This window comes from Algibacter amylolyticus, assembly GCF_014202225.1.
Taxonomy (GTDB): Bacteria; Bacteroidota; Bacteroidia; order Flavobacteriales; family Flavobacteriaceae; genus Algibacter_B; species Algibacter_B amylolyticus.
In genome coordinates this window covers 429,308-451,572 of sequence record NZ_JACHGE010000002.1, presented here as the reverse complement: position 1 = coordinate 451,572, position 22,265 = coordinate 429,308, and the positions used below count along the sequence as shown (strand labels likewise).

Sequence of the window (22,265 nt, the reverse complement as noted above, 5' to 3'; positions counted from 1 at the left end):
AACAACACACTACAGGGTTTTTGTAATTTTTCTCACGTAACTTAAAAATATCGCTTTATATATCTACTTTCCTTTGGTTCTTATTTAAAAAACATTAAGTTTGATAACAAAATTATTCCCTTTTACTATGAATAGAATCTTATTTAAGAGAAATATAAATGGAAATATTCGACATTTAGTTTTAAACTTGGTTTCTTTTTTTCTTTGCTTAATTCCATTATTCGCTCAAGATTCAAAAATAAAAACTAATGCTACCGAAGAAATTTTAACCTTTCATTTATTGGATGTTGAAAGTGGCCTATCGCATAATGTGGTAAACAATATAGAACAAGATTCTTTAGGTTTTATGTGGGTAGGTACTATAGAAGGGGTAAACCGCTATGATGGTACTCGATTTTCCAAATTTAAAAAAGACTACAAAAACCCAGAAAGTAGTTTAAATAATAATCATATCTCTCAAATAGAAATAGATCTTAAGGGTAATATATTAATTTCTTCTGATGAAGGCTTAAACACTTACAGCACCAAGCACGAAACCTTTGAAGCTTTTAAAGTAAATAACAAAAAGTTGGTAGAACCTATTAGTTCCTTTGCTATTGGTCCCAATAGAGAGCTTATTATAGGATCTTCCAATAAAGAATGGGGATTAAGGATAATAGATAAAAACGGAAAATTAACAACCGTTAGTCATGAGCCCAATAATCCACATTCTATTTCATCAAATTATATTTCAAAAATCTTGGTACAAGGCGATTCCATTTTATGGATTGGTACAAGCAATTTTGGGCTAAATAAATACAGCTACAAAACAAAAAAAATTACTCGAGTACCTAGCGGAAAAAACAGTACCATTTCTTCAGTAGATATCCATACACTTTATAATGATAACAATGGAAACTTATGGATAGGTGGTGCCGACGGTTTACAAGTTATAACGCCTAAAGGTGATACTTTAAGTTTAAAATCTTCTTTAAATTACGGTCGCGGATTAAGTGATGAAAATGTCCTTTCTTTTGAAGAAGACAACGACAACAAAATGTGGATTGGCACACGTAACGGCGGCCTAAATTTATTAGATATACCGTCCTTTATATCGCAACAAAAACTTTCCATAAAATGGTTTCTACCAAAAAGCGATGGTTCTAGCGTTTATAACAGAACCATAACCTCTATTAAAAAAGATAGAGAAGGTAACATGTGGTTAGGAACAAGTACCGGTTTAAATTTTGTTAATCCTAACGGCGAGCCTATAAAGCGCTTTCAAAAAAACATTGATAACCCCGATGGTTTAGCTCACGACCGAATTGGAGCCTTTGCGCAAAAAAGCGATGGCAAAATTTGGATTGGTACAGATGGTGCAGGCCTTAACTTGTATAATCCAAATACAGGTAAATTTTCTAACTTTAAACATGAGCCTAATAACAAACAAAGCCTTAGTAACGATTATATAATTGCTTTACTAGACGACTCGAAAAACAGACTTTGGGTTGGTACCTACGGAGGCGGTTTAAATAAAAGAAACCCATTAACGGGCAATTACAAACATTATTTAGAAGGTAATATAGAAGATGGTAACGATGTTAGAAAAATATACGAAGATGGAAGTGGCCAGATTTGGGTAGGTACAAACCGTGGTGGCTTATTTAAATATAATGAGGCCCAAGATGCTTTTAATTACATTTCTAGTTTAGGAAAAATAGATATTAGAGATATAACCTGCGATGAAAAAGGATTTTTATGGCTTGCTACTTACGGCGATGGTGTTTTAAAATACAATCCTAAAAACGACAGTACTGTAGCATACAACATGAAAAATACCGAAGGCATGACAAGCGATGTTGTTTTTTGCTTTCTTCGTTTAAATAATGGCGATATGCTATGTGGAACGCGTTTTGGTGGTTTAGTAAGGATAAATCCAGACACACACATGGCGGTAAACTTTACAGAATACGACGGGCTTAGTAATAATACCGTAAGTAGTATGGTATTTGAAAATGACAATAGCGTATGGATAGGAACCTTTAACGGTATTAGTCATTACAATACTCATACAGATGCTATTGAAAACCTTAATACCTTTAACAACATACAACGTAGCGAATTTAATGTTGGAGCTGCTATAAAAAGTTACAACAACGACTTATACTTTGGAGGTAACAAGGGTTTTAATATGTTTAATCCAAAAAAACTTGAAAATAACACGCCTACCACCTACTCTATTGTGTTTGAAAACATACATGTACTTAATAAAAAGGTTATAGTCGATCCTAATAGTACTAGCGCTATTTTAAAAGAATCAATTTCTTACCAAAACAGTATTACATTACCACACAACCAAAGTCTATTCTCTATAAATTTTACGGTTTTAAAATACCCCATTGCCAATAACATTAACTACTCCTACATTCTAGAAGGCTACCATAACCATTGGATAGAAAACAATAGTAATGGTACCGCCAACTTAAGTAATATTCCGCCAGGTGATTACACTCTAAAAGTTAAAGCTAAATTAGGTTCTGGAAAAGAAGTTTACAATCAGTTATTAGTTACTATTACACCACCTTTTTGGAAAACCATTCCTGCATATATTCTATACCTGTTGTTTAGTATTGCCGCTATTTATCTAGCATTAAAGTACTACACCAACCATTTAAAACTAAAAAACTCTTTACTTTTTGAGAAAAAACAACGCCAATTAGAACAAGATTTTAATAAAGAAAGAATTCGTTTTTTTACAAGTTTCTCGCATGAGTTAAGAACACCTTTAACTTTAATATTAGGTCCTGTTGACGATATGCTACAAGAGCTTAACAACAAAAAGCATTTGGACCGTATGCGCTTAATAAAAAAAAATGCTACATATCTGTTTCAATCTATTAATAAATTATTAGAGTTCCGAAAATCGGAAATAGGCCTAAGCGACCTTGTTGTAAACAAGTATAATTTACCGCCAATACTAAAACAATTGGTAGATAACTATGTGTTAATGGCTCAAAAAAAAGATATCAATCTTACACATACTATACCAGACGAAGATTTTATAGCTTGGTTCGATTTAGAAAAAGTTCAAATTATAGTAAACAATTTACTATCTAATGCCATAAAGCACTCAGCAGCAAAAGGAAATATAAATGTGGCTTTAAATTACGATGAAAATAATTTTAAGATTATAGTTAAAGACGATGGTTCTGGTATTCATCCGGAAGATTTCAGTCATATTTTCGAATGGTACTACCAGTCTAAATCTTTACCAAGAAAAAAAGGCTCGGGAATAGGATTAGCACTATCTAAAAACTTTGCCGAATTACACAAAGGCCAATTAAAAGTAGAAAGCAGTCTTGGTTCTGGGTCTACCTTCACTTTAGAAATACCAAGAGATGAGACAGTGTTTATTAATAAACCTATAGACGAGCATATAAATGCACCACTAGAAGAAGTAGAAATGTCTCCAGTAAACGCATGGGCACCACTTTCGGAAAAAATTACAGATGAAAAAAAGAAAATTAATGTTACTATAGACGAGGACAAACTCGTTGTATTAGTAATTGATGATAACCCAGATATTCTTCAATATTTAGAAGGTGTATTAGAAAAAACATATGATATCATTTATGCTGAGAACGGACAAGAAGGCATTGAAAAAGCATTAAAATATGTTCCAGATTTAATTATTTCTGATATTATGATGCCTAAAAAAAGCGGTATAGACCTTTGTGAAGTGTTAAAAAACGAAACCACGACTACCCATATACCAATAATACTATTATCGGCTAAAAGTAACGAAGAAAGCATTAAAGAAGGTTATGAAACTGGTGCCGACGATTATATTATAAAACCATTTAACAGTCAAATTCTTTTGGCTAGGGTGAAAAATTTAATTGATAGTCGTAAATCGTTAAGAAAGTACTTTTTAGAACAAGAAGAACCGTTACAGTCTATTTCTAAAGATCAATCGAAATTACTAGATAAAGAAAAAGAGTTTTTAAGAAAACTAGAAACTATCATTTTAAATAGTATAAAATCTGGGAAAGCCAATGTAAAGGATATTACCAATGAAATGGGTATGAGTAGAACCCCGCTTTTTAGAAAAATTAAAGCCATAACCGGTAAAAACATTAATGAATACATTACCATGGTAAAGCTAAAAAAGGCCGCTTCGCTTATAAAAAACGAAGATTTCACTATTTCTGAAGCTGCGTTTGAGGTAGGTTACAACAGTCCGAAATATTTTAGACAATTATTTAAAAAGCAGTTTGGTACCGTGCCTTCAAAATATAAAAAGTAAAAACTTAATAAAACAAAAAATGCGCATTGATTAGTGCGCATTTTTTATATAAACAAACTAGTTTAAGTTTATACTATCTTTTAATCGTTACCCATTAAATATCGCATTCCTGTTTCTAGTCCTGCTAATTCTGCAAGTCCTTTTAACCTTCCTATTAGCGGGTAACCTGGGTTAGACTTTCTATTAAAATCATCTAACATTTTATGCCCATGATCTGGCCTAATAGGTATGTTGTAATCTTGCCTTCCACTTGCTTTTCTTCGTATTTGCTCTTGTATTATCTCTTTCATAACAGCAGCTAGATTTACACTTTCATCTAAGTGCTCAGTTTCATAAAAGTCTCCATTATCCAATATTTTTGTGCTTCTAAGGTGTAAAAAATGCACTCGATCTGCAAATTTTTCAAATATTGAAGGGAGGTTATTGTCTTTACGAGCACCTAAGGATCCTGTGCAAAAGGTAATCCCGTTATTTAACGATGGGCACGCTTTAGTTAGCCACTCAAAATCTTCAGGAATACTCATAATACGAGGTAATCCTAACAACGGAAATGGAGGATCATCTGGATGAACTGCTAAATTTACACCGTATTCCTCGGCGGTTGGTATCACTTCATTTAAAAAATACGCAAAGTGTTCTCGTAATTTTGCTTTATCAATACCATCATACTCCGCTAATAACGCTAAAAATAGTTTAACAGGTTCTTTTTCATCTTCGCCAACGGCACCATCAATAAAAGCTTGTGTAACAACAATAATATTATAGGCAATGTCTTGAATTTCTTTTTTACTCAAGGTTTTGTAAATAGCTTCGGCACCTGCTATTTGGGCTTCGGTATAATCCTTTAAAGCTTGTGGTCTGTTTAAAATATAAATATCAAAGGCTGCAAACAAATCGGCTTGATAATACATAGCTTCTGTGCCATTTGGCAAGGTATAACTTAAGCTTGTTCGTGCCCAATCTAATACAGGCATAAAATTATAGCAAATAGTCGTTATCCCGCATTTACCAAGATTCTTTACGCTTTCTTTATAGTTTTTTATAATGGCATCGCGCGTTGGTTTTCCTTTTTTTATAGCTTCACTTACAGGTAAACTTTCCACAACATCCCACGTTAGTCCGTAAGACTCTATATTGGTTTTTGTTTTTAATATTTCCTCTACCGTCCAAACCTCTCCATTAGGAATATGGTGTAATGCAGTAACCACACCTTTAGCGCCCGTTTGCGCAATTTGGGCTAAACTTATGGGGTCTTTTTCACCAAACCACCTTAATGTTTTTTTTAGTTCCATGTTAATTAGTTTTAAACACCACTAAACGAACTAAAACCACCATCGATAGGAATAATGGTTCCGGTTATAAAACTAGCCGCATCAGAACATAAAAAGTGAACCATTCCGTTTAATTCATTTATATCGCCAAAACGTTTCATTGGGGTTCTAGCCAATACTTTTTTACTTCTTTCGGTGTAAGAGCCATCGTCATTAATTAAAACTTTTCTGTTTTGATCGCCAATAAAAAATCCTGGAGAGATTGCATTTACACGCACTTTTTCGCCAAATTTAGTTCCTAATTCCATGGCAAGCCATTTTGTAAAAATATCGATACCGCTTTTTGCAACCGAATACCCTGGAACTCGAGTTATAGCACTCAGCGTAGCCATTGACGACACATTTATAATACTCCCTTTACCGTTATTTGCCATAGCTTCGCCAAAAACTAAACACGGATACACGGTACCATTTAAATTTAGGTTGGTTACTTTTTCAAAATCTTCAATCTTCATATCAAATACGGTTTGCTCTTCGGTAAGAGTTGCTCCTGGTAAATTACCGCCTGCTGCGTTAATTAAAATATCTATACTTCCCCAAGCATCAAGAATTTTTTTTCTAGTGCTTTTCATCTCTTCTACATCCAACACGTTAGACACAAACCCAATAGCTTCTCCTCCTAATGCTTTCAATTCGGCTACGCGTGTATTTACGTTTTCCTCGCGTATATCTAATACAACTACTTTACAGCCTGCTTTTACTAAATGTTTGGAAATACTGCCACCTAAAACGCCGCCTCCACCGGTAACTATGGCTACTTTATTGCTTATGTTAAAAAACATATCATTCATAATTTAATTATCTTTTATTAGTTTAATGTTTGGTTTAAATTGAAAAAACTGGCTCTTAAACCTTGTTTTCTAATTAAACAAAGTAAGATAAATAAAAGATTACTTATGACGCGAAAATTGACCGCAATAAGGTTGTAAAATGACTTTTACCGCTTAAAAAGCCTTATAAACCGCGTATACTATCAGGTTATAGCAAAACTAAGGAGGTTACAATTTGGTAGTAAATACCTCTAAATATTAATACCAAGCGACCTTAAACTATTGTTTTAAAATTACACAGGCTTAATTTCCCAACCTGGTTCGTAAGTTCTAGACCATAGCTTCATGGCTTCTCTATTAAAAATACGTCCGGTCGTTTCGTCTACCTCGAAAGCATCATCAATTCTTGAAGCAATATTTGCATAGTGCGTAAGCATCTGGCTGATAACGCCTTGTTCTATTGGAGACGTTAAGGGCGCCTTTCCTCTTATGGCTTCAAAAAAGTTTAATGTATGGTTTGTTGAAAGTTGACCACCGCCACCAAGGGAATTTCCAGACTCAATACCTTTAACAATGTTTTCTTTTAAAACTTTATTCTTTTGATCGTATAATTTATAACCATCACGATCTATAAAGACACAGCCTTTCGATCCGTAAATAATAGTACCTCTGCCGGCTCCAAATTTTCTATAACCATTTCTACTTTGTCCATCCCATTTAATGCTTCTATTGCCAGAAAACTCGAAAGTAGCTTCCATGGTATCGTACATATCCCAACCATCATCTTTATAATGAAATTTGCCCGAATTAACATGAACACGCTCTGGATATATAACATCTAAAGCCCAACGTGCAATATCTAATTCGTGGGTTGCATTATTACCCATTTCGGCTGTTCCATAATCCCAACCGTACCAATGCCAATTGTAATCCCATGTATTATCGGTATACGCTCTTCGAGGTGCTGGACCTTGAAAAAGATCCCAATCTAAACCTTCTGGCGGTGCTGTTTTAGTTTGGTGTGGCACTGCGCCTCGACTATTAGTATAAAAGGCCGTGGCTTCATAAACATCGCCAATAATACCATTATGGATATCCTTTATAATTTCTTGCGATTGCAAAGAAGAACGCTGCTGGTTACCCATTTGCACCATTCTGTTATATTTTTGTTGATAGGCTACCAACAACTCTCCTTCTTTCGGGTTATGGCTGCATGGTTTTTCTAAATAAACATGTTTACCTGCTTGCATTGCCATACATGCTCCGGGTGCATGCCAATGATCTGGTGTAGCCATGAAAATAGCATCTACCTTTTTATCGTTTATTACGTTTCGAATATCGTTTTCTAGCGTTGGTTTAATATTTAAACCCTTTAACACCACTTGGGCTGCCTTATCTCTTTGGCTTTTCATGACATCGCATAAGTACACCAATTCCACATTACTATCTTTTGCTGCAATGGCGCCTAAATAGGCTTGGTATCGACGCCCAAGACCTTGAATTGCCACATGAATACGATCGTTAGCCCCTAAGATTTTTGAGTAACTTTTTGCAGACATGGCGTTTGCTGTGCTTCCTAATGCAATTCCAGCTGTTCCTGCTGCGGCTTTTTTTATAAAATTTCTTCTACTGCTCATATGGTTTTAGTTTATAACGATTTTACTTTAATGTTTTTAAAAGACACTCTATCACCATGATCTTGCAATAAGATTTGTCCTTTATCTAACTCACCAAATTTTGGCCATTTTACATACTTACTTTCCGATACAAGTTTTAAATAATCTTCACTTTTTCGTTCGTATTCTAAAACCTTCATACCATTTAACCAATGTTCTACATGATTGTTTTTTGATTTGATATGTGCTGTATTCCATTCGCCAATCGGGTTCATGTGTTTGTTAGGATCGGCTTGTATTAAATCGTATAATGAACCAACCGTTCTGCTACCTTCATGATTCCCTAACTTAGCGTCTGGATGAAGGTCATCGTCTAAAATTTGAAATTCTAATCCTATTGAAGATCCTGGACCTTTATTAATTTCGGTATCTACATAATATTTAATCCCGCTATTGGCACCAGGTGTTATTTTAAAATCTACTTTAAATTCAAAATCGCCAAACAACTCTTGGGTTACAATATCGCCACCTGCTCTAGATTCGGCTCCTCCAGAAGATAAAACGGTTAATTCGCCATTTTCAATAACCCAACCTTCTTTAGGAAACTCATTTAATTTAGCGCCTTTCCATCCTGTTGTTGTTTTACCATCCCAAAGTAATTTCCATCCATTTTTTTGTTCATCAATGGTTAAGGCGTTTTTAGTTACAACGGGCTTTAAAGATGTGTTTTTTGAGTATTTATCTAAATTCTCGGTAAGAATATTAATGTTTTTCCAAATAATTTCTGTGCCTTCTTTTTGAGTATTATGAATACTATGCACCTGCAAACCAATAAATCCTTTTGCCGTTTTATCATCTATTAAATGCGAAGCTTCTACGCCATTTATCCACGTTTTAAGGGTATCGCCAATAGCTTCAATACGATAGTGATTCCATTCGTTTTGTTTAAACGCTTTTTGAGCAATAGGATTATTGGTTAACGGGTTTAGCCAACCTCTGCGAGCTTCATCATAAATACCTGCACTCCAAGCGCGATCCGATGGATCTATTTCTATTTGATAGCCATGTACTCTTCCATTTTTGTAATAAGGAAAACTATTTGACCTTATTTGAATACCGGAATTCATTGAAGAATCTACCTTATATTCCAACTCTAAAATAAAATCGCCATAAAGTTTATCTGACCTTAAAAAGGTATTTGGCGTATTTTTAACTGTAGTTCCTACTATAGCGCCATCTTGAACTTTATAGGTGGCCTTTCCTCCTATAACCGACCAACCACTTAATGTTTCACCATCAAACAAGCTTACCCATGGCGTGGTATCTTTTTTTGTATTATCACATCCTAGAATTCCTAGAATAGCCACTAATAAAATTAGTTTTACCGACTGTCTTTTTTTCATAATAAAGTATTAGAAATGTTTAGTTATAATTTTTTTAAAAATATATGATTTATCATCTAATGATACGGATTTTTCAATCAAAAACATGGGGAATAAGACCAATAATTCATATGCTTTAATTTATTTCAGAATGATAAATTACACTATATGAATTAATCCATTTTTTCATATTTAAAAAGAAACTTGGTCGAATTCATATACATCCGACTGGGTTCTAGCCTCTTTTAAAATACCCTCCATGTCTTTAACAACCTCTGGGTATTTCTTAGCCACATTATGTTCTTCTCCAATATCCTCTGAAAGATTATAAAGCTGAATTGGTGCATTTTGATGCTTTAAAACATTATACTTTACAGCTTTCCAATCCCCTTTTCTAACGGCTTGCCTACCCCCTTTTTCATGAAACTCCCAATATAAATACTCATGATGCTTTTGTCGCTCAGGATTGTTTAATAAAGTTGGAAGAAATGAAATACCATCTAAATTATTTGGTATGGGTAATTCTGCTATTTCAGAAAATGTTGGAAACACATCCCAAAACGCCGAGACTAAATCTGTTTTTCTTCCTGCTTTAATTTTACCTGGCCATTTGGCTATCATAGGTACGCGAATACCACCTTCGTACAAATCTCTTTTGGTTCCTTTAAGTGGTCCATTACTATTAAAGTATTTAGGATCTGCACCACCCTCGGTATGTGGTCCATTATCTGAAGTAAAAATAACAAGAGTATTTTCTTCAATACCTAAAGTTTTAAGCTTATCTATTATTTCGCCCACCTGATTATCCATAACCTCAATCATGGCCACAAATGCAGCATGCGCATCTGGTTGAGATTCGTAACTACCTTGTCTATAAACTGCTCCACCATCTGTTCCTTTAAAGTGCTTTTCGGGTAAATACTTGCTTTTATATTTAGCCATTATAGAATCGGGCGCCACTAATTCGGCATGAGGAATAATTGTAGGTACGTACATAAAAAATGTGGTGTCCTTATTTCTTTCTAGAAACTCTAAAGATTGCTTATGAATTAAGGTTGGTGCATAAACTTCCTTTTTATGCCCTACATTTCCCTTTAAAACAATAGAATCCTTATTAGACCATAAATGATACGGATAATAATGATGCCCTAATCGCTGACAATTAAAACCAAAAAACACATCGAAACCTTGATTTAAAGGATCGCCTTCGGAACCCGGATAACCTAAGCCCCATTTACCAAATGCACCCGTTACATATCCTCCTTTTTTTAAAGCTTCGGCCAAAGTAAAAGTATCATCTGGAATAGGATGCTGCCCTTCTGGCTTAACTTCTTTATTCCCTCTAATTGGCGTATGCCCTGTATGCAAACCCGTTAACAATGCTGAACGCGAAGGTGCGCATACGGTACTTCCTGCATAATGCTGAGTAAACAATAAACCTTTAGAAGCCAATTTATCTATGTTTGGTGTATTAAATTTTTCCTGACCGTAGCAACTTAAATCGCCATATCCTAAATCGTCTGCTAGAATATAAATGATATTGGGTAAGCGTTCTTTACTTTGAGTAACTTTTTTATTATCCTGTTTTTTACATGATAAAAGAAATAAAACAGTAGCAATTACCCCTAAAATTTGGGTTCTATACTTAATTACATTAAAAATTGATACCATAAAAATTAACTTTAACCCGTATTAAATTCAATTGGTTTCTTGAGCTTTCATTCGTTTTAAAGAACTAAAACCATAATACCCTACAAAAGCCAAACATAAGGCCGGTAAAATAAAAGACATATTAACTTCTGGTATGTATCCTAGTAGATTTAAATCGTTAAATCCGTCGCCACCTAAATCTAAAATTGCAGCTTGGGCAATAGGCATAAACGCGCCTCCAACAATAGCCATTACTAATCCCGCAGAACCTATTTTAGCCTCATCGCCCATATCTTTTAAGGCTATACCATAAATAGTAGGAAACATAATGGACATAAATATTGAAATTGACACTAAAGATAATAAGCCCATCATGCCCGGTAACACTATGGCTCCAATGCTAGCTATGGCGCCTCCCATTCCAAAAATCCCTAAAACTTTTGGCGGGTTTACCTTTTTCATTAAAGCGGTACCAATCCATCGTCCAGATAAAAACAAAATCATAGCCGCTACATTGTAATTCGTTGCTGTAAGGTTCCAACCCGTGCTATCGTTTAAATTATCGACGTACTGAAAAATATAGGTCCAACACATAATTTGAGAACCTACACAAGCCGCTTGTGCCAAAACACCCATTACGTAGCTTTTGTTTTGAAATAATTTTGAAAATGAATCCGACAAACTCATTTTATCTTCTACAGGCGTTTTTGGTATTTTAGTAAAAAATATAACCGCCATAATGATTAGCACCAAAATACCTAAACTTAAATAAGGAATACTAATTACGCCTAAATCGTTTTCTCGTACGGCAGCTAATTCGGTTGATGATAAAGCTGTATAAGCTTCTGCTGTGTAATCGTCTGAACGTAGCGCACCTAGCACAAATACTTATGCTATAATCATTCCTGTTAGTGATCCCACAGGGTTAAATGCTTGCGCTAAATTTAAACGTTGTGTAGCTGTCCGTTTATCGCCTAACGCTAATACTAAAGGGTTTGCGGTAGTTTCCAAGAAAGCCAAACCACAGGTTATTACCCATAAGGAAACTAAAAAGTAATTATACTCCTCATATTTAGCTGCTGGATAAAACAAAAATGCACCAATGGCATAAAGCGACAAACCCAATAAAATTCCTGATTTATAACTGAACTTTCTAATAAATAGAGCTGCCGGTAAAGCCATAAAAAAATAGCCAAAATAAAAAGCAAATTGCACTAATGATGCTTGAATATTGGACAATTCGGGCATTACTTTTTTAAATGCCGATACCATAGGATTAGTTAAATCGTTAGCAATACCCCATAAAGCAAATAATGTTGTTATAATTATAAAAGGAAATAATAAATCTTTGCTAACTATAGGAATCTTAGTCTTGTTGGTCATTTAGTTGGTTTTAATTGTAATTTTTATAGAATTGAAGGTAATGTTCCGGTACTATCTGAAAATTTCTCGGTAGGCACATCTATTTTATTCAACATGCTTACAAATAGATTAGACATGGGTACTTCCTTTTCATTAAATTTTGTGTAGCTACCATGATTTACTCCTAAATTTGAACCACCAGCCAAAACCAATGGACAATTTCTAGCATTATGGGTTGAACTACAAGCACTACCGTAAAGAATTAAGGTATTATCTAAAAGGGAACCGTTCTCATCTTTTGTGTTTTTCATTTTATCAATAAAATATGCAAACTGCTTTGCGTACCACTGGTCTAAACGCCCCCAATCTTCCCAATGTCCTTTTGTTTTATCATGCGAAATACTGTGATGCCCTTTTAGTTTTAAGGCTATTTTGGGGAAATTATCGCCAAATCCCATGCCGTCTTCTCGTGCCATCATATAGGTCATAACCCGAGTAGCATCCGTTTGAAAACCAAGTACCATTAAATCAATCATGGAACGCACATAATCTTGTGGTGCATCAGTAGGATCGACATCCATATTAATTAAACTGGCATCAAATGCTTTCATAGGTACATTCAACCATTTTTCGTTTCGCTTAACCTGTTCTTCAACTTGATTTAAAGACGTTAAATACTCATCCAATTTCATGGTATCATTTGCTCCTAAACGTTTTTGAAGACTTTTACTATCTTCTAAAACCAAGTCTACTATTTTCTTTCCTTGATGAATACTCTTTCTTCTTTCGTTTGTAGAACCTCCTCCGTTTGGAGAAAAATAACGTTCAAAAATTTCGCGTTGACGATGCTCGGAAGGAATTGGTCGCCCTGATGAATTAAAAGACAAAGTTGAGACTCTTGATTTGTAACCTACGCCACCATCGGTAGATAATGATAATGATGGAAAACGTGTATATCTACTAAGTTTTTCGGCTGCAACCTGATCGACCGAAATACTATTTTTGTACTCCCCACGTAAATCGCCTCCTGTTAACCACGTATCGCCAGCAATATGACCTAATACTTTACGACTGTATGGATGACTTAACCCTCCCATAATCGAGATATCGTTTCTGTAGGCTTGTAAAGGTGATAAGGAATTAGTTAGTTTATAATTTGAACCTTCGCCCTCTGGAAACCAGTTCCAACTTTTATGAAATGCACTTTCTTTAGGTGGCAAGCCCACACCATTAGGAAAGTATAAAAAACACAGTCGTTTAGGTTTTACAGGTTCTAGAAACTTAGAAACTCCACTCATGGCCATACTTTCAAAGTAAGGCAGCATACATGCTACTCCTAATCCTTTAATAAACGTACGACGATCTAAATGCCAAGGTTTTTTACTCATGATCCAAATATTTTATTAAACCAATTCCGTTCTTTTTTGTAAAATGAAGAACTTAAAACGATTTGTTCTATTACAGTTTGAAAACGGAAATCGTCTTCTATAACGTTTTCAACTATTTTATTTATTTCTTTTTGATCGGCAAAACTTACATCGCGTCCTAAGGCGTATGCGTAAAGATGCTCGACTAAGGATTTTGTAAACTCTTCCTTTTTCATTCTAATGATATAATCCTTTATTCCTTGCACGCCTTCAACTTCGGTGCCATCTGGTAGTTGAGATTTTGTATCGATAGGTTTACCTTTTGATGTTAATTGATACCTACCAACGGCATCGTAATTTTCAAAAACAACACCATAAGGATCTATTTTTTTATGGCAATCCAAACACGCTGCTTTATTACGGTGTAAAAACAGTTGTTCTTTTAAGGTCATGTCTTCAAACCCCGGAGTGTCTGTATCCAGCTCTGGCACATTTGGCGGCGGTGGCGGTGGCGTATCGCCCAATATTTTTTCTTTTAACCAAACGGCACGCTTAATAGGATGCGCCTGAACACCATCGGAATGGCCATTTAAAAACGCCCCTTGAGAAAGCAAACCGCCTCTGTTTAAATCCTTAGGTAACTCCACAGGACGAAACTGATGACCTTTAACCCCTTCAACCCCATAAAACTCTGCTAAATTTTGATTCAGCATAGCAAAATCTGAGTCTATAAAATTGAGAATACTCATGTTATTTTTAAGTACATAACTAATAAACTCGTAGGTTTCATTGGCCATGTCTTCTTTAACAAACCTAGTGTAATCTTTATATTCATTTACATCGGTATCCATGGTTTTATGTCTATCTAATCGCAACCATTCGTAAGTAAAAGAATGAATCATTCGCGCTATTTTAGAGTCGTTTACCATACGTTCAATTTGCTCGGGTAATTCATCATGTAAATCGCCTTCGGCAGCCAAGGCCGTTAAGGTTTCATCGGGAGGCGAATTCCATAAAAAATAAGCCAATTGCGAGGCTAGGAAAAATTCATCTTCAGACTTTTTGTTGTCTGGTGAATTAGAATCTTCAGGCTCAAACAAGTAAATAAAATTAGGCGAACATAAAACGGCCACCAAAACCTCTTTAACGCCGTCTTCATAACGGTCGAAATCATGTTTTATACTGTTCCAAAAATCGACATACCTATTTAGTTCTTCTGCGGTAACAGATCTTCTAAAAGCTTTAGTCATAAAACGATTTAAAACTTCTTTTGTATAGACTTCTTTATCTGATTTATTAGACGAATCGAAAAAGATTTCGGTATGGCTATTTGGAGGCCAAACGGGATGGTAAGGTGCTTCAAACTCAACCGATTTAATAAGCAAAGGCGGACCTGTAAGACTATTTTCTTTAACCAAATGATTATTCCAAAGTCCTACGGTTAACATGTTTGCAAGGTCTCCACTTACTTGATTTCCTGCTAAAGGAATGGGTAAATTTTCTAATCGTCCTTTAAACTCGTAGGTTTTTAATTCCCCAAACGGGACGTTAACTTCCACACATTCATCAAAGGTTTTATAATCCATACCATCGTCTGTTCGTGTGCCCGAAAACACCTGAATGGATGGATTAACACCGGCATATTGCTGACTATTTAATTTAGCTTCTTGCTCTAATATTTGCGGTAAAGGATCGTTTTCTGCTAGTGGTGTTAGTACAATATGGCTAAAGCCAACAAAAAATTTACCACCAATATATCCTTTATGTGTTCCTTTAGATAAATACGCTAAAGTAACTGGAGTAACTACTTGATCTGCGGTTTCTAAGCTTTTATCCATGTACAAGCGCTCACTTACGCGCCCTTCTTTACTACCTCCAAAAAGACTAATTTGGTACGATGGCATAGCATCTTCAGAGCTATAAGGATGCACCAAATCTACCTGATAGATTCCCGATTTTGGCACCTTATACACAAACTTAGTTTTTACATTATTTGCAACGTTATCTGGCATTAACCAGCGTTTGTCTTTTAAAACAAAGCCTTTAGGATTTTTAATATCCTTAGCGACTACTTTAATAGCTTTAGGTGTTGTTCGTGCAGGTACTTTTTTTCTTAAATCGATAAGACGCTCAACCGAAGTAGATAGATAACCTTTTGATGCTTGGACTCTAAAAACAAAGTCTCCAGTTCTTGGAAAATCTTCTTTAACCAATAATTTTAAATTTGGTGAAGGCCCTTGCCACGACTTAGGCGCCACTTCTTTAGCTGGTAATGCAGAATATAGTAACATACCCTCCTTTTCTACGCTATACCTGTTACTTGCCGAACCGCGCATGCCAATACCTATTTTGTTTTTTAAAGCTAAAAGGGAATCTTTTTGAGTCATAGAAGCGCTAGAAAGAGGCCTACCGTTTTCGTCTAAAACATCGATAGTAAAATCCTTATTATTAATGGCTGCCGTTTGGTAACCACCATACTGCGCACCCGTTTTACCATCGCCTGTATTAGCACCTATAGTAACTTTATATTTTTTAGATTCTGGCTTATCTCTAAATACAATAGCCTTATCCAATGCCTCTCGGGCTATTTTTTGATAGTAATCAATATGTAACGCAGATGTTTGTAGTACACTACCATTGTTACTAAATCCCATTTTAGATTTACCATCGTCTGGTAAAACATCGCCAAAGTTAACGTTAACACCAAGTAACTCGTTTAAACTATTGGTGTATTGCCTTTTGGTTAATCTGCGCATCACACCTTTATTACTAGCTTGTTTTGCAGCAGCCGCTTTTTCTAAGTTAGTTGTCATCCAATCTACAACATCACGTCGTTCTTGATCACTTAATTGAGGCTCTTCCTTTGGAGGCATTTCTCCAGAATTAATCATATCTAAAGCGGAATGCCAACCTTCGGCATCTGGTCCGTTTATCATATCCCAATTCAAAACATCTAAACGTACACCGCCCTTTTCTTTTTCAGGGCCATGACAATCGTAACAATGTTTTTGCATTACAGGTTTAATATTATTTTTAAAATACAAAGCAGCCTCTGATGTAGAATCATTTGGATTCATTGCTAGGTAAGAATCTTGATTTGAAACGCCCAGAACCGCTTTCATTTTAGACGGCATATACTTAGTTAAATATGCTTCTCCATGGGTTAACGAACCTCCATAATGCCCAGCAAAAGACAATAAAACCACATTTACTAAAAGAAATAGCTTATAGGCTTTACTGACTTTGTTTGAAGCTTCGGCAGATTTTTTATTACGTAAAACCAAAAGCCACACACAAATTATTGCAGTGAACCATCCTAACCATTGGTGGGTGTTTAATAAATCTTCATTATAATGTCCGCTTGAAGCCAGAAAAAAACCTAAAACCACAGTTAGCAGAACACTAACTACCGAAAACCATAGCAAAATATTACACGCTGAATGTAAATGTAATTCCGGTCGTTTTGCATTAATAATTTCTAGCACAAACAAAACAACTAAAGCACCAATAGGTAGGTGTAAAATTATGGGGTGAAACCGACCTAGAAAAAAGATAAATGTATTTTCTGAATCGCCATTAAAAGGTATTAAGAGCAGTCCTAAAAGAACTAAGGTGAATACAAAAGCAAGTATCAGTTTGTTTTTCATAAAATAATAAACCGTTTATTTTGTAATACTATATTTTATAGCTTTTAACAAATAGCATTCTTCAATTTTAGCTTCGTCTGTCGTTTTTAAATTCATTGTTAGCTATCTGACAGATATTAAAGCGTATTAAAAAAAACTTTAAAGAGTAAATATATAAAGTCGGTTATCTTTTTTGTATAAATTATATCTCATCTATTATAACATATGACTCAATTAGCACTTTTATTAACGATTTAGCTGCTTACTAGCCATAAACTCATTGCGTTTTTATATAATTTTCGTTAGGAAGTATACCCCTAAATTATTTACAAATTTCGAGTTGCAAAAAATTATAGCAACTTCTAAAAAATTAATTCATATAGAAACCTTTTGATACCTCTCCTCTGTTTTAGCAAAAAGTATCATGCTTAAAAAAAAGTAAAAATAAAAGTGATAATTTTTTTATTTAGAATGATTCTTGATTAAATTTGTCAAAAAATAACAGATTATTTTTATTAAGTCTAAATAAAAGATTAAACCATTTATATTTTAAACCATGAATAAATTAGTGAAAATTGTATTGCTTTTAGTTTGTAGTCTAAATGCCATAGCACAAGACAGCAACCTATTAAGAGATAGAAAATTTTGGGCTAAAAAGCCAAATTTAGAAACAGTTAAACAAACCGTTAAAGCTGGACACAGTCCAACCCAACTTACATCCTCTGGTTTTGATGCTGTTACCAATAGTATTTTTGCAAAGGCAGATTTAGACATTGTAAAATACCTATTAAGTTTTAAAGAAAACAACCCTAATAAATTAACGCACGATGGCAGAACCTATATTTTTTGGGCGGCTTACTCTGGCAATTTAGAGTTAGTAAACCACTTATTAGAATCTGGTGCGCGTGTTGATATTATTGATGATAAAGGAAGTTCTCCATTAATTTTCACAGCAGCAGCGGGCGTTACGGATACAAAAATTTATGATGCGCTTATAGCACACGGTGCCAATGTAAAAACCGAAACTAGTAAAGATGGCGCTAATGCCCTTTTATTATTAATTCCTAAATTATCAGATTTTGAGATTGTAGATTACTTTGAAACTAAAGGTATTAGCTTAAAGAGTAAAGATAACTATGGTAATGGGGTATTTAATTACACCGCAAAAACTGGTAACATTGCTATGCTAAAGCAGCTTGTAGCTAAAGGTATTGAGTACAATACTATAAATAAAGACGGTGGTAACGCTTTTATTTTTGCCAGTCAAGGTGGTCGCGGACACTCTAACGGTATTGAAGTTTACAACTATTTAGAAAGCCTAGGTATTAATCCAAACATAACAACAACCAATGGTGTAAACCCGCTTTTAAATGTAGCTGGAAGCACTAAAGAGACCGCCGTAATTGACTATTTTATTAGCAAAGGATTAGATCCTAATGCTACCGATAAAGACGGTAATACTCCATTTATTAAAGCTGCTCAGGCTAATAGTTTAGAGGTTGTAAAACATTTGCATAACCTAACTAAAAATATAAATTTAGTTAACAAAGATGGGCAATCTGCTTTAACGCTTGCCGTAGAACGTAATAAACCAGAAGTAGTAGCTTATTTACTTGAACAAAACGCAAATGCTAACCTTGTAGATCATAATGGTAATAATTTAGCATATTATTTAGTAAACGCTTACAGACCGCGTAATAAGGTCGATTTTTATGAAAAAGCAAAACTACTACAAGCCAAAAATGTAGATTTTACAGCAACTCAAGCAGGTAATAATACGCTATACCAAATTGCCATTGAAAAATTAGATTTAGAGCTACTTAAATTTTTAGAGCCAACAAAAATTGATATCAATGCGGCCAATAACGAAGGGCTATCTGTACTACATATTGCAGCCATGAAATCTAAAGACGATTCAATTTTAAAATATCTAATTGCTAAAGGTGCTAATAAAAGTGCTTTAACAGAATTTGAAGAATCTGTTTACGATTTAGCACAAGAAAACGAGCTTCTTAAAGCCAACGCCATAGATATTAATTTTTTAAAATAATTTAGTATGACAACCTTATTAAAACAGACCAAATATATGGCGTTTCTTGCCATTTTAGTAGTGACTTTATTTGCCTTTTCTCCTAAGCCAAACACCTTTAAATGTATGGTGCAAATGATTAATTATTCGGGTGAAGGCGCTTATGTTGTTATCTCGCTTATAAATCCGGAAGGGGGCTATGAACAAACACTTTATGTACAAGGTGATGATGATGAATGGTACCACGATATAGCAGAATGGTGGCGTTTTTTCGGAAAAACAAAAACGGATATTGATGCCATTACTGGCGCTACTATTGGTGGTGGCGAGCGTGCCATTAATGTTATTGAAATAGACCAGGATAAAATTGATGCTGGTTATAGCCTTCGTTTTGAAACCGCTGTTGAAGACAAAGAATATTATATTAAAGATGTAGAGTTTCCTTTAACTACCGAAAACATAAAGCTAAAACATGAAGGCAAAGGGTACATCCGATACGTTCGAATGATGCCACAAAAGTAACAAATAAACACTTGAATGTCTTGTCTTATCCAAACGCAGTTAAGACAAGACATTATAAATCTTATAGCAACAATCAAATAAAACGTTTTAATGAAACCTCGTTAAATGCGCTACAAATTTTGCACCAATGACCATTTCTATATGGAGACTTAGCCATCTTATTTTGGCTATTTCTTCTTCCTTATTTATAATTCTTGCCGCTTTAACTGGTACTATTTTGGCTTTCGAACCCATATCGAATCAGCTAAAACCTTATGCTGTAAAAGATGCTCAATCCCTTAGTATTTCTAAAACATTAGAAAGTCTAAAAACGGAATACGATGAGGTTATCTATTTGGACATTGATAAAAATGATTTTATTTCCGCTTCGGTAGTTACAAAACAAGGCGAAAGCGAAACCTTTTATATCGATCCGTTTACCGCAAAAAAAACGGGAGATATTATTGAAAAAGCCCCCATATTTAGTTTTGCAACAAATTTACACAGATCTCTATTTTTAAAATCTACAGGGCGTGCCATTGTTGGCATTGTATCCTTTTTGCTGTTTTTAATGGCGGTTACAGGTATTATTTTAATAATAAAACGTCAAGGTAGTATTAAAGCTTTTTTTGCCAAAACTATTAAAGAAGATTTTAACCAATACTACCATGTAATACTAGGTAAATACACCTTAATACCAATAATTATAATTACCATTACGGGCGTGTTTTTGTCCTTGGAAAGGTTTTCGTTATTACCCGAAACAAAACACAAACACGTTAAAACAAAAACTACAACTTCTACCCCATCTAAAATTACGGATTCGAATATTTTTAACAGCTTAACCTTAGGTGATATAAAACGTATTGAGTTTCCTTTTTCTAATGATATTGAAGATTACTTTATTTTAAAATTACATGATAAAGAAGTCTATGTAAACCAGTATAACGGAAAAATAGTAAGTGAGAAATCGGATGGTTTTATAACTCTTGCTACGAGTTGGAGTTTATTTTTACATACGGGAGAAGGCTCCATTATATGGTCTTTTGTTTTACTATTAACAAGTATTAGTATATTGTTTTTTGTTTTCTCTGGGTTTTCTATGACCTTAAACCGAAAACGTAATGCTGTAAACATTAAAAATAAGTTTAATAAAGATGCTGCCGAATACATTATACTTGTTGGCTCGGAAACAGGCAGTACTTTTGGCTTTGCTAAATTATTACTAAACGCTTTAATTGCCGAAGGAAAATCGGTTTACATCTCAGAATTAAACCAATATACTACTTATAAAAAAGCAACTCACCTTGTTGTCCTTACCTCCACTTACGGCGAAGGCGATCCTCCTGTTAATGCCAAGTATTTTGAAAAACTCGTACAAACTACTCCGCAACAAAACAACTTAAAATATGCAGTTGTTGGGTTTGGCTCGTTGGCCTATAAAGGCTTTTGCAAATATGCCATTTTGGTAGATTCTATGTTACAACAACACCAAAAATACATGCCTTGTATGGCGCTTCATAAAATTAACAATCAATCGTTTACCGAGTTTAAAAACTGGATAGATTCCTGGGGTAAAACAAAAAATCTAACACTCAATGTTAATGAGCCTCCAACAAATCATAACAAAAAAAAACTAAGCTCTTTTAAAGTAGTAAAACGCACGACCATAAATAGCGATAATTCATTTTTACTAGAATTACAACCCATTAAGAAAAGAGCTTTTCGGTCTGGCGATTTACTCTCTATTATACCCAAAGAAAACGAAGTACCTAGGCAATACTCTATTGGCAAAATTGGAAAAAACATTCTTTTAAGTATTAAAAAACATGAGTTTGGAATATGCTCAAACTATTTAAACGATTTAAAACTAAACGATATGTTACCTGCTGCTATAGAACAGAATAAAGACTTTCATTTTCCAAAATCGGCAAAAGAAGTAATTATGATTTCCAACGGTACCGGAATTGCTCCTTTTTTAGGAATGATTAGCGATGATAACCTAAAACATTCTAAAAACTACCTGTTTTGGGGCGGACGCACAAATGAGTCATACAAGATGTACTCCAAACATATTGACGATGCCTTTTATAATAAAAGATTATCTGGTGTTTATTTAAGTTTCTCGCAAGGCGAAAGTCAGAAAAAATATGTTCAAAATGCATTAATGGAAAAAGAAGAGTTACTATCTAGAGTTTTAAAAAACAAAGGAACTATAATGATTTGCGGTTCTGTAGCTATGCAAAATGGTGTTTTAAAAACCCTAGAAAACATATCCAAAAACAAGCTTAATGCCCCGTTAAACATGAATTTAATAAAAACAGACTGCTACTAAAATTTAAGACC

At 34.5% G+C, this 22,265-nt stretch carries 11 protein-coding genes and 1 pseudogene; 4 read left to right on the top strand and 8 right to left on the bottom strand.

All coding sequences use genetic code 11. From position 1 onward, the window contains the following. Positions 1–127: 127 nt before the first annotated feature. Positions 128–4,285, top strand: a complete 4,158-nt coding sequence (locus tag HNQ90_RS07035; RefSeq protein ID WP_144117161.1) for a hybrid sensor histidine kinase/response regulator transcription factor — start codon at positions 128–130, stop codon at positions 4,283–4,285. 80 nt (positions 4,286–4,365) lie between these two features. On the opposite strand, the gene uxuA is transcribed toward HNQ90_RS07035, so the two are convergent. From uxuA to HNQ90_RS06995, 8 genes and pseudogenes are all read right to left on the bottom strand, one after another. Further along, entirely contained in the window at positions 4,366–5,577 is a 1,212-nt protein-coding gene (gene uxuA, locus HNQ90_RS07030; RefSeq protein WP_144117160.1) for a mannonate dehydratase, read from the bottom strand. Positions 5,578–5,588: 11 nt separating this feature from the next. Continuing rightward, the gene (locus HNQ90_RS07025; RefSeq protein WP_338081400.1) at positions 5,589–6,398 is read right to left on the bottom strand and encodes an SDR family oxidoreductase; all 810 of its coding nucleotides are present in this window, start codon (positions 6,396–6,398) and stop codon (positions 5,589–5,591) included. 281 nt (positions 6,399–6,679) lie between these two features. Further along, on the bottom strand, positions 6,680–8,023 hold the full coding sequence (locus HNQ90_RS07020) for a Gfo/Idh/MocA family oxidoreductase (protein WP_144117158.1): 1,344 nt from the start codon (positions 8,021–8,023) through the stop codon (positions 6,680–6,682). An 11-nt stretch (positions 8,024–8,034) separates the two neighbouring features. After that, the gene (locus HNQ90_RS07015; protein ID WP_144117157.1) at positions 8,035–9,405 is read right to left on the bottom strand and encodes a 3-keto-disaccharide hydrolase; all 1,371 of its coding nucleotides are present in this window, start codon (positions 9,403–9,405) and stop codon (positions 8,035–8,037) included. A gap of 171 nt (positions 9,406–9,576) precedes the next feature. Further along, positions 9,577–11,055: an arylsulfatase gene (locus HNQ90_RS07010; RefSeq protein WP_144117156.1), complete on the bottom strand. Its 1,479-nt coding sequence runs from the start codon at positions 11,053–11,055 to the stop codon at positions 9,577–9,579. 27 nt (positions 11,056–11,082) lie between these two features. Next, a pseudogene (fucP, locus tag HNQ90_RS18120) lies at positions 11,083–12,417 on the bottom strand (L-fucose:H+ symporter permease). 23 nt (positions 12,418–12,440) lie between these two features. After that, complete coding sequence (locus HNQ90_RS07000; protein ID WP_144117155.1) at positions 12,441–13,784, bottom strand: DUF1552 domain-containing protein; 1,344 nt, start codon at positions 13,782–13,784, stop codon at positions 12,441–12,443. Then, entirely contained in the window at positions 13,781–17,410 is a 3,630-nt protein-coding gene (locus HNQ90_RS06995; RefSeq protein ID WP_144117154.1) for a DUF1592 domain-containing protein, read from the bottom strand. Before HNQ90_RS06995 ends, HNQ90_RS07000 begins: the two co-directional genes overlap by 4 nt. Positions 17,411–17,945: 535 nt before the next feature. On the opposite strand from HNQ90_RS06995, the gene HNQ90_RS06990 reads away from it, so the two are divergent. The 3 genes from HNQ90_RS06990 (at position 17,946) to HNQ90_RS06980 (ending at position 22,254) form a co-directional block, all read left to right on the top strand. Further along, a complete protein-coding gene (locus tag HNQ90_RS06990) occupies positions 17,946–19,439 on the top strand; it encodes an ankyrin repeat domain-containing protein (protein ID WP_144117153.1) in 1,494 nt (497 codons plus the stop codon). Positions 19,440–19,445: 6 nt separating this feature from the next. Next, a complete protein-coding gene (locus tag HNQ90_RS06985; RefSeq protein ID WP_241678382.1) occupies positions 19,446–19,940 on the top strand; it encodes a DUF2271 domain-containing protein in 495 nt (164 codons plus the stop codon). A 127-nt stretch (positions 19,941–20,067) separates the two neighbouring features. Further along, positions 20,068–22,254, top strand: coding sequence for a PepSY domain-containing protein (locus tag HNQ90_RS06980; RefSeq protein ID WP_183822300.1), 2,187 nt, complete (start codon positions 20,068–20,070; stop codon positions 22,252–22,254). Positions 22,255–22,265 lie beyond the last annotated feature (11 nt).